Raw genomic sequence first — 15,581 nt, forward strand, 5'->3', positions numbered from 1 at the left:
GGATATTTTCAATTATCCTTTTAACATTAACAAAGAAATCTTTTAAATTATAATGAGTGTAACTGCGCAATCGGTATGGAATAACTGTCTTGAATTTATAAAAGATAATATCCAACCGCAAGCTTATAAAACATGGTTTGAGCCAATCGCCGCAGTTAAATTAACGGACAATGCTCTAAGCATACAAGTACCTAGTAAATTTTTCTACGAGTGGCTAGAAGAGCACTATGTTAAAATTTTAAAAGTAGCCTTGACTAAAGAATTAGGTGAAAAAGCCAAATTGGTTTACATTATTAAAATGGAAAACACGTATGGTAATAAACAACCTTTTACAGAACGTATTCCTAGTTCTAGCCGATCTGCTGTTAAAGCTCAAGATGTAGATATTCCGCTTAACAATAAAAACCCAGAATTACGTAACCCGTTTATTATTCCTGGAATTAGAAATGTTAAGATCGAATCACAATTAAATCCAAATTATAGTTTCGAAAACTTTTTAGAAGGAGATTCTAACCGATTAGCAAGAAGTGCAGGATTAGCTGTAGCGGCGAAACCCGGAGGAACATCTTTTAATCCGTTATTAATTTTTGGAGGTGTTGGTCTAGGTAAAACACACTTAGCTCACGCTATTGGTGTCGAAATTAAAGATAAGTATCCTGAAAAAACAGTTTTATATATTTCTGCTGAAAAATTCACGCAACAATATATAGACTCTGTTAAGAAGAACAACAGAAACGACTTTATTCATTTCTATCAAATTATAGATGTTTTAATTATTGACGACGTTCAATTCTTATCTGGTAAAACAGGAACGCAAGATGTGTTTTTCCACATTTTTAATCACTTACACCAAAATGGCAAACAAGTTATTTTAACAAGTGATAAAGCGCCTGTCGATATGCAGGATATTGAGCAACGTTTACTATCACGTTTTAAATGGGGACTTTCTGCAGAATTGCAAAGCCCAGATTTCGAAACGCGTGTTTCTATATTAAACAACAAATTATATCGTGACGGTGTAGATATGCCTATGGATATTGTTGAATATGTAGCGAAACATATTAAAACAAACGTTAGAGAATTAGAAGGTGCCATTATCTCATTAATTGCACAGTCGTCTTTCAATAAAAAAGAAATTACTATAGACCTTGCTAAGCAAATTGTTGAAAAATTTGTAAAGCACACGAAACGTGAAGTGTCTATTGATTACATACAGAAAGTGGTGTCGGATTACTTCCAAATGAATGTAGATACTCTTCAGTCTAAAACAAGAAAACGTCATATCGTGCAAGCGAGACAATTGGCTATGTTTTTTGCTAAGAAATACACTAAAGCCTCTTTAGCAAGTATTGGCTCACAAATTGGAAAACGTGACCATGCTACTGTACTTCATGCTTGTAAAACTGTCGATAATTTATCGACTACAGACAAGCAATTTAAGAAGTACGTTGAAGATATTACAAAAAAGTTGTCAGTTTAAAACACAATTACAATGACTAAAATACTCATGGTTTGCCTTGGAAACATCTGTCGATCTCCTTTGGCAGAAGGTATTTTACGCTCTAAATTATCTTACGATGATTTTGTAATAGATTCTGCAGGAACGGCGAGTTACCATATCGGATCTCATCCGGATAATCGTTCTATAACTGTAGGAAATAAATACGGTATCAATATTTCAAAATTAATGGGACGACAGTTTTCTGTTAGAGATTTTGAAGATTTTGATATGATCTATGCTATGGATTCTGCGAATTATCGAGATATTTTACATTTAGCGCGTACAGATGAAGACAAGGCTAAAGTAAAAATGATTTTAAACGAAGTCTATCCCGATCAGAATTACGATGTCCCAGACCCATATCATGGCGGGACTCATGGTTTCGAAAACGTCTACAAAATGCTAGATGAAGCTTGCGATGTAATAGTCGAAAAACTAAAATAACACCTTTCAGTTTCCGATTTTAAAACTGAATACATTTTTATACTTATGAAAACTTCTTTAGGAAAACTCTATCTTATTCCAACCACTTTAGGCGATAACGAACCTTTAGAAGTATTACCCATTTCGGTAAAAACCATCATTGAAAACACGAAGACCTTCATTGTTGAAAATGAAAAAACAGCACGACGTTTTATAAAACGCATTTGTCCTGAGACGATACAGTCTGATTTGGAGTTTTTTCATTTAAATAAATTTACTTCGGAGAGTGATTTACCTAGCTTCTTAGAACCGTGTTTAAACGGAACGAATGTTGGCTTACTTTCTGAAGCAGGGTGCCCAAGTGTAGCCGATCCGGGATCTGATGTTGTAAATATTGCCCATCAGCAAGGCATACAAGTTGTGCCTTTAGTTGGACCTTCTTCCATCCTACTCGCCCTTATGAGTTCTGGAATGAATGGTCAAGGCTTTTCTTTTAATGGCTATTTACCTATAGATAAAAGTGAACGTAAACAAGAATTAAAACGTTTAGAACGCTTGTCTTTCGATTATAATCAGTCACAAATTTTTATTGAAACACCGTATAGAAATAACAAAATGCTTGAAGACATTTGTAGTATTTTAAGTAAAAATACTATGGTGTGCGTGGCGTGCGATATTACATTACCAACCGAATTTATTAAAACGAAGCCCGCTTCAGAATGGCTTAAAAACACTGAAGACCTCCATAAGAGGCCTTCAATATTTATTATTCATAAAAGTTAAAACTTAAACTTTTTTAACCTTAGCTTTCTGATTTGGTTTTACAAAAGACGTATCATAACCTGAAAACTTCTTCATGTAATGCGCTACCGATGTCCCGTAAGCGTCATTAAAACCAACTGCACCATAACTTCTTAAATACTTTTTAACGTTACCTGGCCCAGCTAAATGTGCCGCCGCAAGAATACCAGATTCTGTTACCACAACTCCATTTATTTTTTTACCTACATAATTTTTAATGTCACGGCGTAAAATCCATTTATTCCGTTCTGTATTCGCTAAGAATGCTTTTTCCTGTAATTCTGGATTTTTAAGAAACTTAACCGGATTATAAATCCCAATAATTTTTAATGTTTCTTTTCCAAATTGGTATTTTCCTAAATACCCCAGTGTATTCACTGTAAAATAATTTCCTCTAGATTCTTTAAAACCTACAGCTTCTTTAAAACCAACATACGTTTTCCCTAAATTAGGAGAAAATGTACTTTCAATATCTGTGTTTAATGCTTTCGCATGATTACGATCAACACTATCATTAACCGCGTGATAATTTAAGGCTAAGCCTTCCGATAAATTATAGTTCTTGGCTACACTGATTTTTTCAGTAGAAAATGAATAAAATGCCAAAGAACATATTGCAAGAATTACGATAACATAACTTCCAATACTTTTCATATTACGTTTAATTTCTTCAGATAGATAAAAACTAGTTACCTGAAAATTTCAGTCGGCAAATATACAACTTTTTTTATTAATCTGAAAATTAATCAATTAACTAAAATTAGGCCACTATATCACTCTAAAAACGTAGACATTAACCGGGTTTTCTGACAAAAAACTCAACTTATCAAGAAAGAAAAATACTACAAAATATTTTTTAAAAACATTAGATATTACCCCTATTTGGTGATTCCTTGACTATTTAGGTAGTTTTGGTACGCTCTTGCGTTAGCGTTATGCTGACTTAAATTCTTTGCAAAATTATGATACCCTAAACGTTTGGCATCTGCAGCGAAATAGTAATACCCATGATCTTCTGCATTTAAAACAGCATTAACAGCTGTAAGGTCTGGCATAGCAATTAATCCTGGAGGCAAGCCTGCATTTAGGTATGTGTTATACGGAGAAACTATAGATTTGTGTTTATTTAAAACACGTTTTATAACTGTGCCTTGGTATTCTGGCAACTGATAAGCTGCAAATTTTAAGGTCGGGTCTGCTTGTAATGGCATACCTACCTTTAATCGATTTAAATACACACCTGCAATTCTAGGTTGCTCGTCTGCAGCTTTAGATTCTTCATGAACAATAGACGCTAAGGTAATCACTTCACTTGGAGACAAACCGATTTCTTTAGCTTTAGCTAGTCTTGAACTATTCCAGAATCTTTTGTATTCGGTTAGCATGCGATTTCTAAATTCTACTCCTGAAGTATTCCAAAAGAACTCATAACTATTCGGCAAATACATCCCCAACATAGTCGCTTTGTTAAATCCGTTTTCCTTTATAAATGCAGTATCCTTCATGGCAACTACAAGAGACAAACTATCGGCATCAATCTGCGTAGCAATACGACCTGCTAATTTTTCGATACTTTCTTGATTATTAAACGCGACTTGAATTGGAAGACTATTTATACGAATAGAGTTAATAATATCGTTATTAGTCATCCCCTTAGTAATGCTAAACTTACCGCCTTTAATATGAGTTGTATATTGCTTTCGTTCTGCCAAGGCATCAAAGGTTTCAATATCTTTTAAAAGGGGTTTTAATTGTTCACGAACATCTTGATACGTGGCTCGTGTTGGAATATAAATATATGCGGTTTCATTATTAAAAGCCGTATTTGGTTTAAACATGGCAGAATACACATAGTTTGCGAAAAAAGCTGACACTACAAGGCCTATAAGGACAATGGCAATAAGAATTTTTTTAATATACATTAGCTATTTATTAATTGTAATAGGAATTCGTTTTTATAAACACCTTTGACAAGGTTCCAATCTTTTTTTAATCCGATGATTTGAAACTCTTGATTTTTAAATAATTTTAGACTGGCTTCATTATCTTCAGAAATATTGCAGTACACCTGATGCAGTTGAAGTTGATTAAAACAGTAATTAATTAAGAGAGATAACGCTTCGCTACCATAACCTTTAGCTCGTTTGGCTTCGTCGGTAATTAGAATTCCAATGCCCGCTTTTCTATTTCTAAAATCAAAATCGAAAACATCTATCAATCCAATCACGTTATTCTCATAATCAGAAATAACTAATCGCAGTTGTTTTACCTCATAGATATCCAAATGAGAATCGTCTAAATACTGTTTTATTAAATATTTAGAATAGGGTGTTTGCGTATTGCTAAGTTCCCAAATAGACTCATTATTCTCGACTTCGTGAATAAAATCCAAATCTTCAGGCTCTAAGGCTCTTAAAAAAATATGTTCTCCTTTTAGAGTTACCATTCAATTTCTCCTTTAAAGACTTGCTTTGCAGGACCAATTAACCAGACATCTTTATAACCGTCTTCCGTTTTTGTAAACGATACTTTTAACTCTCCGCCTTGAACTTTTAAATGCACTGTACTATCTGGAGTTTCTCCCAAATAATTCATCGCTATCGCAACGGCTGTTACACCTGTCCCGCAAGATAAAGTCTCATCCTCCACGCCTCTTTCGTAGGTTCTTACTTCGAATTGGTTGCTCGATAATTTCTTTACAAAATTTACATTTGTTCCTTCCTTATAGTAAGGCGTACCATTTCTAATTGTGCTTCCTAATAATTTTATGTCGAAAGTTTCAATATGATCCTCAAATTGAACATGATGCGGAGATCCCGTATTTAAAAACACATAAGATTCATGATCTTCCACATTGGTAACATCTTGCATTTGCAATTGCACCAAGTCCCCTTCAAAAACCACATGATGCATCCCATCTATAGCTTCAAAAGATCCTTTTTTATTTATTATATTTAAATCCTTCGCGAATTGAGATAAGCATCGTCCGCCATTTCCGCACATGGTACTTTCGTTTCCATCGGCATTGTAATACACCATTGTGAAATCGACCTCCGGGTGCTTTTCTAATAAGATTAAACCATCGGCACCAATTCCAAATCGTCTATCGCATAAACGGTTAATAAGTGCTATATCTGTTTTGTCGAATGTATTCTGACGATTATCTATCATCACAAAATCATTCCCTGTTCCTTGATATTTATAAAATGTATGTGTCATAATTATCGACAAATATAGGAATATTTAGCAATTCTTTCGAGTGTTAAAATCTCTTTAATGCTAAGTTAAATAGCGTTAAACTATTCTGAACAAAGCAATAAAGAGGTAATTTTAAAAATTATTTTTTATTAACCTAAATTACATTACACATGAAAAAAATATTGACTCTAGTCTTCGTTTCTGCTTTAGGTGGTATGTTAACTCTTGGAACATATAAAATGTTTCTAGAAAACAATGACGCATTAGTTATCACAAAAACAGAATCTACTCCAACCAATTTTATACCTACATCTCATATTTCTAACCTGAACGCTGTAAACTATGCTCCCGATTTTACGATGGCAGCAGAAAACACGGTGCATAGTGTAGTGCATGTAAAAAACACATCTATTGTATCTGGGCAAATGACGTATAAAGATTTATTCTACGGACGATCTTCTGCTCGACCACAAGTAGGTACGGGTTCTGGGGTAATTATTTCACCCGATGGTTACATTATAACCAACAATCACGTTATTAATAATTCTCAAGAATTAACAGTTACTTTAAATGACAATAGAGAATATGATGCTAAAATTATTGGTAGCGATGATAAAACAGATATCGCTTTATTAAAAATTGAAACCGATGAAGATTTACCATATACGACCTTTGGGGATAGCGACCAAGCAAAACTTGGTGAATGGGTTCTTGCTGTTGGAAATCCGTTTAACCTAACATCTACCGTTACTGCAGGTATTATTAGTGCAAAATCTAGAGATTTAACAGGACAGAGTAATCAGTCTTTTATTCAAACCGATGCCGCTGTTAATCCAGGAAATTCAGGAGGAGCTTTAGTGAACACAAATGGTGACTTAATAGGAATTAACACCGCTATATCCTCCCAAACAGGTTCTTATATAGGATATTCTTTCGCTGTACCTAGTAATATTGCCAGAAAAGTAATTGAAGATATTATGGAGTACGGAAATGTACAAAATGGTATTCTAGGTGTCACCGGTGGTGCTTTGAATAATTCGTTTGCTGAAAAATTAAATATTGCAGATACCGAAGGGTTTTACGTAGATAACGTTGAAGACGGTTCTGGTGCAGAAGTTGCAGGTATACAACAAGGCGATATTATAAAGAAAATAGACCATGTTAAGATTACAAAATTCGCAGATTTAAGAGGGCATTTAAATACAAAACGTCCAGACGATGTGGTTAACATTACAATATTAAGAGATGGAGATTTAAAAACACTCCCTGTGACGTTAATTAAAAATCAAACGTTCACCATGCCTTTAGTTGGGGTTATTAAAAACACGGAAAAAAAGGACTTGAAAAAATTCGATTTAGATAATGGAGTTAAGATTGTAAGATTAAATAATGAATATGCTCAATATTGGAAACAAAACGGTATTATGGAAGGTACTATTATTACGGCCATAAACGCTCAGAAAGTCAACTCTATTGAAGATGTTCAGAATATCTTAAAAGCTAAATCACCTAATGAACCGTTACAAATCGAAATGATTAATGCTAGAGGAGAAAAAGAGCGTTACAATTTTAGATAAAATATAAACGACTTTAAATCGTTTTAATAAAGCCCTTCAATACTTTTGAAGGGTTTTATTTTTACATAACTATAATTACGTACTTATGCCTAGCTATATAATAAGGTATTCCGTCTCTAGTATTTTCGATAGTAAAGACACGATTAGAAGTTCTTTAAAAAAAAATTGATTTTATATATCGATATGCCGAGGAGTATAGATATAGTCATCAAGCAGTTAGACTTACCAAATAAATTTATAAGCTAAAAGTCTTTAGTTATTATCAATAATAATCATCCAAAAGTCAATTTACAACGTATATATAAAACCTCACTCATGTGAGGTTTTTTGTTAATTAAAATATCTAACTTAGACATTATTTTTTAATTTCGCCACAATCTTAAAAAACTCAAATACGATTTCCATAATGAATGTAATAAAAACGTTAACTACCACTCTATTTGCTTGCCTTCTTACTGTATCATTAGTTGCTCAAACAACACCAGATACAGACACTGAAGAAGAAAACAAATTATCTTTAAATGAAGGAACTCTAGATAATCAATTTGAATATGTTATTCAAAAATCTAACAACTATCAAAATTATAAAGTAGTAAAAAAAGAATGGTTACAAACATTAAAATCTCACACCTTAGATTCATTAAAAGCGATTCGAATAGATTTGGTAGAAACCCAAACTAAAGTAGACTCACAAGCTAGTGAAATAGGGACTCTAAAAACAGATCTAGGAGAAACTCAAAATACGTTAGATCTTACAAATAAAGAAAAGGATAGCATGCAATTTTTAGGCATGCAGCTTAGTAAAACAACTTATAATACTTTTATTTGGTCTATAATAGCTGCATTATTAGTGTTTCTGTTATTCTTTATCTATAAATTTAAGAACAGTAATTCTACAACTAAAGAAGCAAAACGTATGCTTGCTGAAATAGAAGAAGAATTCGACGAACACCGTAAGACTGCTTTAGAGCGTGAGCAAAAAGTACGCAGACAATTACAAGACGAGTTAAATAAACACAAATCAAATTCTTAAAAAAAATAAGAATTGAAACCTATAATAAAACCAAGTCCATGCAATCTGTATGGACTTTTTTAATTCCTTATTTTGCTAGATAAATAACTTCGGATTTTAATTCGATTCTTCGCATCTTTGCAAAAGTTATTTAAAACAAAGCCATGCGCATAGATATTATAACCGTTTTACCAGAATTACTTAAAAGCCCGTTTGAAGCTTCAATTTTAAAACGTGCTATAGATGCTAATTTAGTTGAAGTTCACTTTCATAATTTAAGAACATATACCACGGATAATTATAAAACGATAGACGACTATCAGTTTGGTGGAGGCGCAGGTATGGTGATGTTAATAGAGCCTATCGATAAATGCATTACCAAATTAAAGTCTGAACGTGATTACGACGAGGTTATCTATATGACACCGGATGGTGAAACCTTAAAACAAGGTATAGCTAACACTTTATCCTTAAAAGAAAACATTATTATTCTTTGCGGACATTATAAAGGTGTGGACCAACGCGTACGCGATTTATTTATCACTAAGGAAATTTCTATAGGTGATTATGTATTATCTGGAGGCGAATTAGGAGCTGCCGTGTTATGTGATTCTATTATAAGGCTAATTCCTGGTGTTTTGGGAAATGAAACTTCGGCACTTACAGATTCTTTTCAAGACGATTTATTGGCACCACCAATTTATACACGACCAAGAGAATACAAAGGATTAAAAGTACCTGAAATACTATTTAGCGGAAATTTTCCAGAAATAGAAAAATGGCGTGAAGATCAAGCCTTTGAACACACCAAGAAACGCAGACCAGACCTATTAAAAGATTAAATTTTTATTTCCCTTAAGGTTGTAAGTAACAAATAAATCACTACTTTTGCACCCAATTTCGAACCAACCTCTGGCGAAAATCGTGAATGTTGCTTTGGATTAACTATTATAAAAAAATAAAGATATGGAATCTTTAATAAAATTTGTACAAGACGAATTTGTTACAAAAAAAGAATTCCCAGCATTCGGAGCTGGAGACACAATTACTGTGTACTACGAAATTAGAGAAGGTGAAAAAGTACGTACTCAGTTTTTTAGAGGTGTAGTGATTCAAAAAAGAGGTTCAGGTGCTTCTGAAACATTTACTATCAGAAAAATGTCTGGTACTGTAGGTGTAGAACGTATCTTCCCTGTTAACATGCCTGCTTTACAAAAAGTAGAAATAAACAAAAAAGGTAAAGTACGTAGAGCTCGTATTTTCTACTTTAGAGGTCTTACTGGTAAAAAAGCAAGAATTAAAGAAAGAAGAAACAAATAGTTTTCCGCTTATCATACTAAAAAGTCTCAACATTTATTGTTGGGACTTTTTTTATGAACAAAAGTTAATAAGTCCAGTTTATAAGTTGTTGATATCTAAAATGTTAAAATACATTGAAAAACTAGAAATATTTCTTATCTTTAGTAAACAATTAATACTCTAGTTTAATTAAAGTATTATACGTTCTTTTAAAATTGTTTTTTTAGATTTTATAACGCATGAAATTGCTTTATAAATCATGATGTTTTAAAAAGTAATATTGCTAGACAAGATTAACTATTAAAACTGAAAGTTTTCAAAAATGTCCTAATAACGAAAGTTAAATCAAGGATTGAAAACAATGTTTATACTGTATTTGTATTCATATAAATGGTAGTAAAAGCATAAAGAAAAACAATTACATCGAAACATTTCGTAGCTAGTAAATACATTTTGAACGTTACAATATGAATGTTTCATTTTTGAAATAGTTCAATTTAATGAAAACAAGTAAGATTTAATTCCGAACGTAATTAGTCCAAAGACTAGTAAATTTAAAATGCTATTTCAGAGAAAGCCATATCAAAATAGTCTAACTATACTGATATGGCTTTTATTTTGTCTTAATTTTAGTTTGTTTTAAGATCAGAAAGTTAAGAATAGTACACTCACCTAAACTAGCTAGCTAAAAGCAGGTCTTCGATTATATAAATATCGATCCCACTAGTACTAGTTATAAAGTCCATTTAAGACCATAGCTAATGGTTATGATTATGCAAATATTGTGATTGATCGAAAAAGAAATAATTCTATATTTTTGACAGCTCTAAAATGACTTCCAAAAGTTCTAATTTTTGCAATACAAGATTATTCAGAAGCATTTGTGTTTCTATTATTACAATAGTTCAAAACAGACCTATAATTAAGTGAAATAGTATTGGCAATTGTATTAAAAGCTTTAAAATGATTATTCCTTGTTGCTGTGTTTTTACACTTATGTAGTTAATAGACGAAGAAAAACGCTACCTTTTTATGTTCTCGACTACGCTCGAACACCATAGAAAAACAGGTGTTTTAACTATTTTACATGCAATCTATAAGATATTAAAAGATTAAACATCTAGAACTTAAACGGCATTCGAGCGGAGTCGAGAATCCCCCATAATAATCTACAAACAATCTTTCCGTGTTTTATTCAAAAGAGTAATAACAAAAAAAAAGCAGTCTATACAGACTGCCTTTTTAATTTATAATAGCGTGAACTATTTAAAATTTATACAATAAACCAAATTGAGGTTGTGCAAAAATGTTGTTGAATAAGTTGATGTTTAATGCAAAACTATTAGAAGAATCTCCATCTTCTGGATTTGCATTGTTGTAAGTTAAAATATCAGCTAAAACGAAAGTTGCAGCGAAGTTTTTTGTAAAGAAATAGTTTAATCCTAATGTTATGTTTGCTTTGATATCGTTATTGGTGTTATCAATTCCATTAGCCTGTACACGAGAATGACCATATCCTAAACCTACATCTCCATAAGCTTTGAAACGTTTTTGATCTAATTCTAAGAAGTAGTATCTAGCAAAAGCTCCGATTCCGAAGAAATCAGTTTCATTACCACCATCAGTGTCGCTTCCTCCGAAATCTAAATCCCCTCCAACTGCAATTTTATCAGAGATGAAATATCCAAATTTTGGGTTAATTCCGTAAGTTGTATTATCTCCATCTGTAGTGATTGAAATACCACCTTCGACGAACATATCTCCTTCTTCAAAAGAAACACCTCTAGCTGTTTTCATCTCAGAAGTGATTTGTGTTTTAGTAATTTCTTGATCTTGCGCCTGTGCAAATCCAAAAGCAAATAACGCGACTAATGTTAAAGTAATTCTTGTCTTCATAATTATTTATCTATTTAATTAATTCACATTCAGGAATTTAAGAGTCATTTTTTATTAATTTATAATACTCAAAATTCCCAAAAAATAAAATCGACGGCAAATTTATAAAAAAATAGATTACACGCAAGCTTTAATATTTAATTTTGATACTTAAATATTAAAACGCTCTATATGCTAAGTTAACCAATGGAAAACACTTTAGAATATTAAATTTGAGAGTTGAAAACACTTGCTAAAAAGTTACAATTCCCCTTTGGATTTAATTAAGAGCCCCAAAATATAAGGTTTGAAATACAAGAATATTAAAGAAAAAACGGAGCAGTAGATGAAAGCACGAATTGTTAAATATTTACACTAAAAACAATAAAAGTCAGTTATAAAACTGACATATATTAGTCATTAAACATACTATCCATAATGGTTTTTAATCCTCTAAAAGCAAAGAAAATAGCAAGTCCGCAAACTACAATGCCTAAAATTAAAAGAGGAATGTAGAGTGGCTTTTCTGTATTTGTAAATGCAATATGGATTAAAGATGGTCCTAGAAACATTAACCCCAGAGAGATTGCCATTTTTTTTATTCCATCGACTAAAATCTTCTTATTTGTTCTTTTAGTTTCCATTATTCGCATGCTTTAAAACGTTTCTAACACTTTTAAACTCCTGAAGTAGTATTTCGGCATCATGGTAGGAAATATTTAATTCTGTCATAATCATCTTCACGCCACGATCAACCAATTTATCATTACTCAGTTGCATATCGATCATTTTATTTCCTTTAATTTTTCCTAATTGAATCATCGTTGCTGTAGAAATCATATTCAATACCAATTTCTGAGCTGTCCCTGCTTTCATCCGAGAACTTCCAGTTATAAATTCAGAACCTACAATAATTTCGATAGGAAATTGAGCGGTTTGTGACAATGGACTATTGTGATTACAAGTGATACATCCTGTTATAATCCCTTTGGCATTACACGCTTCTAACGCAGAGATTACATAAGGTGTTGTTCCTGAAGCGGCAATACCAATAACAACATCTTTAGTAGATATATTATGTGCTAATAAATCGTCCCATCCTTGAGTGGTCGAGTCTTCTGCAAATTCTACTGCATCTCGAATGGCTTTATCCCCACCAGCAATAATTCCTACAACAAGACTTGAAGGCACTCCAAAAGTTGGAGGGCATTCTGAAGCATCTAAAACCCCTAGTCTACCACTAGTTCCTGCTCCCATGTAAAAAATACGTCCGCCATCTTTCAGTTTTAAAACGGTTTGCGCTATAACTGCTTCGATAAAAGGAAGTGCTTTTTCAATAGCAACTGGTACTGTCTTATCTTCATTATTAATGTTAACTAATAAATCTGAAACAGTCATACTTTCTAAATTATTGTATTTAGAATCGGCTTCGGTAGTTTTGATAAAATCCATGATGTAAAGATACAAATTTGTAAAAGCTACCATATAACTTATAACAAAAAAAGACTCCAATTATGGAGCCTTTTTGATTAAATATTATGTTTGATTTCTTAAGAAATAGTTTCTAAAATAGAATTTAAAGTTGCACTTGGACGCATCACTTGAGATGTTAATGTTACGTTTGGCAAATAATAGCCCTTAAGATCGACTGCGTTACCTTGAACAGCGTTAAGTTCTTCTACAATCTTAGCTTCATTTTCTGCTAATGCTTTAGCTACATCTGTAAAAGTAGCTTTTAAACTTGCGTCTTTAGTTTGACTAACTAGAGCTTCTGCCCAATATAAAGCTAAGTAAAAATGACTTCCACGGTTATCTAATTCCTTAACCTTACGAGAAGGCGATTTTCCATTGTCTAATAATTTTCCTGTAGCTTCATCTAAAGCATCAGCTAAAATTAAAGCTTTATCATTTTTAGTCTTTTCAGACATATGCTCTAAAGACACTGCCAATGCTAAAAATTCACCTAAAGAATCCCAACGTAAATGGTTTTCTTCTAATAATTGCTGTACGTGTTTTGGAGCAGATCCACCAGCACCAGTTTCAAATAATCCACCACCATTCATTAAAGGAACGATAGATAACATTTTGGCACTTGTACCTAATTCTAGGATAGGGAATAAATCTGTTAAGTAATCACGCAATACATTTCCTGTAACAGAAATAGCATCTTCTCCTTTTTTAATACGAGCTAATGTAAAGTAAGTCGCTTCTTCTGGAGATAAAATTTGAATATCTAATCCAGAAGTATCATGATCTGGTAAATATTTTTCTACTTTTTTAATTAACTCAACATCATGAGCTCTGTTTTTGTCTAACCAAAATACTGTAGGTATGTTTGTTGCTCTTGCTCTGCTTACCGCTAATTTAATCCAATCTTGGATAGGTGCATCTTTTGCTTGACACATTCTCCAGATATCACCAGCTTCAACAGCATGTTCAATTAATATATTATTGTCAGCATCAAATACACGAACAACACCATCTGCAGCGATTTCAAAAGTTTTATCATGAGAACCATATTCCTCAGCTTTTTGAGCCATAAGACCTACATTAGGAACAGTTCCCATTGTAGTAGGATCGAAAGCACCATGTTCTTTACAGAAATTAATAGTTGCGTCGTATATACTCGCATAACTACTGTCTGGAATAACAGCTTTTGTATCTTCTTGTTTACCTTCTGCATTCCACATCTGTCCTGAAGTACGTATCATTGCTGGCATAGAAGCATCGATAATAACATCACTAGGGACATGTAAATTTGTAATTCCTTTAGCAGAATCTACCATTGCAACAGAAGGCCCGTTTTTAAACGCTTCATCTATATCTGCAAGAATTTCATTACGCTTATCTTCTGGTAAAACTTCAATTGTACTTAATAAGTTTCCAAAACCATTATTTACGTCTACACCAATGCTATCTAAAGTTTCTGCGTGTTTAGCAAAAACATTTTTAAAGAATACACGTACAGCATGACCGAAGATGATAGGGTCTGAAACCTTCATCATAGTTGCCTTCATATGTAGTGAAAATAGTACGTTTTTATCTTTTGCATCTTTAATTTGAGCCTCTAAAAAGGCAATTAATGCTTTTTTACTCATTACAGTACCATCAATAATTTCACCTTTTAAAAGGTCTAATTTATCTTTTAATACTGTTGTATTTCCATTTTTATCTTCAAACTGAATGCTTACAGATGTAGCTTCATCAAGAGTTACAGACTTTTCATTATTAGCGAAATCTCCTTCAGTCATTGTAGAAACATGAGTTTTAGAGTCTGCACTCCAAGCACCCATTGAATGTGGATATTTTTTAGCGTAATTTTTCACAGCTTTAGGAGCTCTACGGTCAGAATTCCCTTCACGTAAAACAGGATTTACAGCACTACCTTTAATCTTGTCGTATCTAGACCTGATTTCTTTTTCAGCATCTGTTTTAGGTTCGTCCGGATAATTAGGTAATTTATAACCATCTTCTTGTAATTCTTTAATAGCCGATTTAAGCTGAGGAAGAGAAGCACTAATATTAGGTAATTTTATAATATTTGCATCTGGATTCTTAGCTAATTCTCCAAGTTCAGTTAAAGCATCTGGTACTTGCTGCTCTTTAGTTACAAAGTCTGAAAAATTTGCAATAATTCGTCCTGCTAAAGAAATATCTCTAGTTTCAACATTAATCCCTGAAGGACTTAAGAACGCTTGAACAATAGGTAAAAAAGAATACGTTGCCAAAGCCGGAGCTTCGTCGGTTTTTGTGTAAATAATTCTTGAGCTAATTGCCATTATTTTAGATTGTTTTATTGTAGTTTTTTATGGTCGAAAAATATAGCATTATTTTTACGAATCGCAAAGATACAAAAAACGTAAAATTTATTTATGCTGTATTCAAATAAGAAATA

15 protein-coding genes are annotated in these 15,581 nt (G+C 32.6%); 7 read left to right on the forward strand and 8 right to left on the reverse strand.

Annotated elements, in window-relative coordinates; genetic code table 11:
• Nucleotides 1-52 precede the first annotated feature (52 nt).
• Genes dnaA through ACFFVB_RS14510 form a run of 3 tightly spaced genes read left to right on the forward strand, consistent with a single transcriptional unit; the run spans nucleotide 53 to nucleotide 2,707 of the window.
• Entirely contained in the window at nucleotides 53-1,480 is a 1,428-nt protein-coding gene (gene dnaA, locus ACFFVB_RS14500; protein ID WP_382383825.1) for a chromosomal replication initiator protein DnaA, read from the forward strand.
• Between the two features lie 12 nt (nucleotides 1,481-1,492).
• Nucleotides 1,493-1,945 carry a low molecular weight protein-tyrosine-phosphatase gene (locus ACFFVB_RS14505; protein WP_382383827.1) on the forward strand — a complete coding sequence of 151 codons (453 nt, stop codon included), beginning with the start codon at nucleotides 1,493-1,495 and terminating at the stop codon, nucleotides 1,943-1,945.
• Between the two features lie 45 nt (nucleotides 1,946-1,990).
• On the forward strand, nucleotides 1,991-2,707 hold the full coding sequence (locus ACFFVB_RS14510; protein ID WP_382383828.1) for an SAM-dependent methyltransferase: 717 nt from the start codon (nucleotides 1,991-1,993) through the stop codon (nucleotides 2,705-2,707).
• Between the two features lie 3 nt (nucleotides 2,708-2,710).
• On the opposite strand, the gene ACFFVB_RS14515 is transcribed toward ACFFVB_RS14510, so the two are convergent.
• The 4 genes from ACFFVB_RS14515 to dapF all read right to left on the reverse strand — a co-directional run bounded on the left by ACFFVB_RS14515 (nucleotide 2,711) and on the right by dapF (nucleotide 5,944).
• Nucleotides 2,711-3,379 carry a peptidoglycan-binding protein LysM gene (locus tag ACFFVB_RS14515; protein ID WP_382383830.1) on the reverse strand — a complete coding sequence of 223 codons (669 nt, stop codon included), beginning with the start codon at nucleotides 3,377-3,379 and terminating at the stop codon, nucleotides 2,711-2,713.
• A gap of 224 nt (nucleotides 3,380-3,603) precedes the next feature.
• Nucleotides 3,604-4,647 carry an endolytic transglycosylase MltG gene (gene mltG, locus ACFFVB_RS14520; protein ID WP_382383832.1) on the reverse strand — a complete coding sequence of 348 codons (1,044 nt, stop codon included), beginning with the start codon at nucleotides 4,645-4,647 and terminating at the stop codon, nucleotides 3,604-3,606.
• Complete coding sequence (locus ACFFVB_RS14525; protein WP_382383833.1) at nucleotides 4,647-5,171, reverse strand: GNAT family N-acetyltransferase; 525 nt, start codon at nucleotides 5,169-5,171, stop codon at nucleotides 4,647-4,649. The genes mltG and ACFFVB_RS14525 overlap by 1 nt, the downstream gene beginning before the upstream one ends.
• Complete coding sequence (dapF, locus tag ACFFVB_RS14530) at nucleotides 5,165-5,944, reverse strand: diaminopimelate epimerase (protein WP_382383835.1); 780 nt, start codon at nucleotides 5,942-5,944, stop codon at nucleotides 5,165-5,167. Before dapF ends, ACFFVB_RS14525 begins: the two co-directional genes overlap by 7 nt.
• Before the next feature lie 149 nt (nucleotides 5,945-6,093).
• On the opposite strand from dapF, the gene ACFFVB_RS14535 reads away from it, so the two are divergent.
• The 4 genes from ACFFVB_RS14535 to rplS all read left to right on the forward strand — a co-directional run bounded on the left by ACFFVB_RS14535 (nucleotide 6,094) and on the right by rplS (nucleotide 9,832).
• Entirely contained in the window at nucleotides 6,094-7,500 is a 1,407-nt protein-coding gene (locus ACFFVB_RS14535; protein WP_382383837.1) for a trypsin-like peptidase domain-containing protein, read from the forward strand.
• A 406-nt stretch (nucleotides 7,501-7,906) separates the two neighbouring features.
• On the forward strand, nucleotides 7,907-8,533 hold the full coding sequence (locus ACFFVB_RS14540; RefSeq protein ID WP_382383838.1) for a tRNA (guanine-N1)-methyltransferase: 627 nt from the start codon (nucleotides 7,907-7,909) through the stop codon (nucleotides 8,531-8,533).
• A 143-nt stretch (nucleotides 8,534-8,676) separates the two neighbouring features.
• On the forward strand, nucleotides 8,677-9,354 hold the full coding sequence (gene trmD / locus ACFFVB_RS14545; RefSeq protein ID WP_382383840.1) for a tRNA (guanosine(37)-N1)-methyltransferase TrmD: 678 nt from the start codon (nucleotides 8,677-8,679) through the stop codon (nucleotides 9,352-9,354).
• A 124-nt stretch (nucleotides 9,355-9,478) separates the two neighbouring features.
• The gene (rplS, locus tag ACFFVB_RS14550) at nucleotides 9,479-9,832 is read left to right on the forward strand and encodes a 50S ribosomal protein L19 (RefSeq protein ID WP_382383842.1); all 354 of its coding nucleotides are present in this window, start codon (nucleotides 9,479-9,481) and stop codon (nucleotides 9,830-9,832) included.
• A 1,245-nt stretch (nucleotides 9,833-11,077) separates the two neighbouring features.
• Here rplS and ACFFVB_RS14555 read toward each other — a convergent pair.
• From ACFFVB_RS14555 to ACFFVB_RS14570, 4 genes are all read right to left on the reverse strand, one after another.
• Nucleotides 11,078-11,707, reverse strand: coding sequence for an outer membrane beta-barrel protein (locus ACFFVB_RS14555; RefSeq protein ID WP_382383843.1), 630 nt, complete (start codon nucleotides 11,705-11,707; stop codon nucleotides 11,078-11,080).
• Nucleotides 11,708-12,099: 392 nt separating this feature from the next.
• Nucleotides 12,100-12,330, reverse strand: a complete 231-nt coding sequence (locus ACFFVB_RS14560) for a DUF6095 family protein (RefSeq protein WP_382383845.1) — start codon at nucleotides 12,328-12,330, stop codon at nucleotides 12,100-12,102.
• On the reverse strand, nucleotides 12,320-13,138 hold the full coding sequence (gene murQ, locus ACFFVB_RS14565; RefSeq protein ID WP_382383847.1) for an N-acetylmuramic acid 6-phosphate etherase: 819 nt from the start codon (nucleotides 13,136-13,138) through the stop codon (nucleotides 12,320-12,322). Before murQ ends, ACFFVB_RS14560 begins: the two co-directional genes overlap by 11 nt.
• A gap of 98 nt (nucleotides 13,139-13,236) precedes the next feature.
• Nucleotides 13,237-15,465, reverse strand: a complete 2,229-nt coding sequence (locus tag ACFFVB_RS14570) for an NADP-dependent isocitrate dehydrogenase (RefSeq protein WP_382383849.1) — start codon at nucleotides 15,463-15,465, stop codon at nucleotides 13,237-13,239.
• Nucleotides 15,466-15,581 lie beyond the last annotated feature (116 nt).

This window comes from Formosa undariae (genome assembly GCF_042427615.1).
GTDB classification, from domain to species: domain Bacteria; phylum Bacteroidota; class Bacteroidia; order Flavobacteriales; family Flavobacteriaceae; genus Formosa; species Formosa undariae.

Bases quoted from the DNA above. Each gene is read 5' to 3' on its own strand.
- dnaA (WP_382383825.1), top strand. From the start codon at position 53: ATGAGTGTAACTGCGCAATCGGTATGGAATAACTGTCTTGAATTTATA.
- ACFFVB_RS14505 (WP_382383827.1), top strand. From the start codon at position 1,493: ATGACTAAAATACTCATGGTTTGCCTTGGAAACATCTGTCGATCTCCT.
- ACFFVB_RS14510 (WP_382383828.1), top strand. From the start codon at position 1,991: ATGAAAACTTCTTTAGGAAAACTCTATCTTATTCCAACCACTTTAGGC.
- ACFFVB_RS14515 (WP_382383830.1), bottom strand. From the start codon at position 3,379: ATGAAAAGTATTGGAAGTTATGTTATCGTAATTCTTGCAATATGTTCT.
- mltG (WP_382383832.1), bottom strand. From the start codon at position 4,647: ATGTATATTAAAAAAATTCTTATTGCCATTGTCCTTATAGGCCTTGTA.
- ACFFVB_RS14525 (WP_382383833.1), bottom strand. From the start codon at position 5,171: ATGGTAACTCTAAAAGGAGAACATATTTTTTTAAGAGCCTTAGAGCCT.
- dapF (WP_382383835.1), bottom strand. From the start codon at position 5,944: ATGACACATACATTTTATAAATATCAAGGAACAGGGAATGATTTTGTG.
- ACFFVB_RS14535 (WP_382383837.1), top strand. From the start codon at position 6,094: ATGAAAAAAATATTGACTCTAGTCTTCGTTTCTGCTTTAGGTGGTATG.
- ACFFVB_RS14540 (WP_382383838.1), top strand. From the start codon at position 7,907: ATGAATGTAATAAAAACGTTAACTACCACTCTATTTGCTTGCCTTCTT.
- trmD (WP_382383840.1), top strand. From the start codon at position 8,677: ATGCGCATAGATATTATAACCGTTTTACCAGAATTACTTAAAAGCCCG.
- rplS (WP_382383842.1), top strand. From the start codon at position 9,479: ATGGAATCTTTAATAAAATTTGTACAAGACGAATTTGTTACAAAAAAA.
- ACFFVB_RS14555 (WP_382383843.1), bottom strand. From the start codon at position 11,707: ATGAAGACAAGAATTACTTTAACATTAGTCGCGTTATTTGCTTTTGGA.
- ACFFVB_RS14560 (WP_382383845.1), bottom strand. From the start codon at position 12,330: ATGGAAACTAAAAGAACAAATAAGAAGATTTTAGTCGATGGAATAAAA.
- murQ (WP_382383847.1), bottom strand. From the start codon at position 13,138: ATGGATTTTATCAAAACTACCGAAGCCGATTCTAAATACAATAATTTA.
- ACFFVB_RS14570 (WP_382383849.1), bottom strand. From the start codon at position 15,465: ATGGCAATTAGCTCAAGAATTATTTACACAAAAACCGACGAAGCTCCG.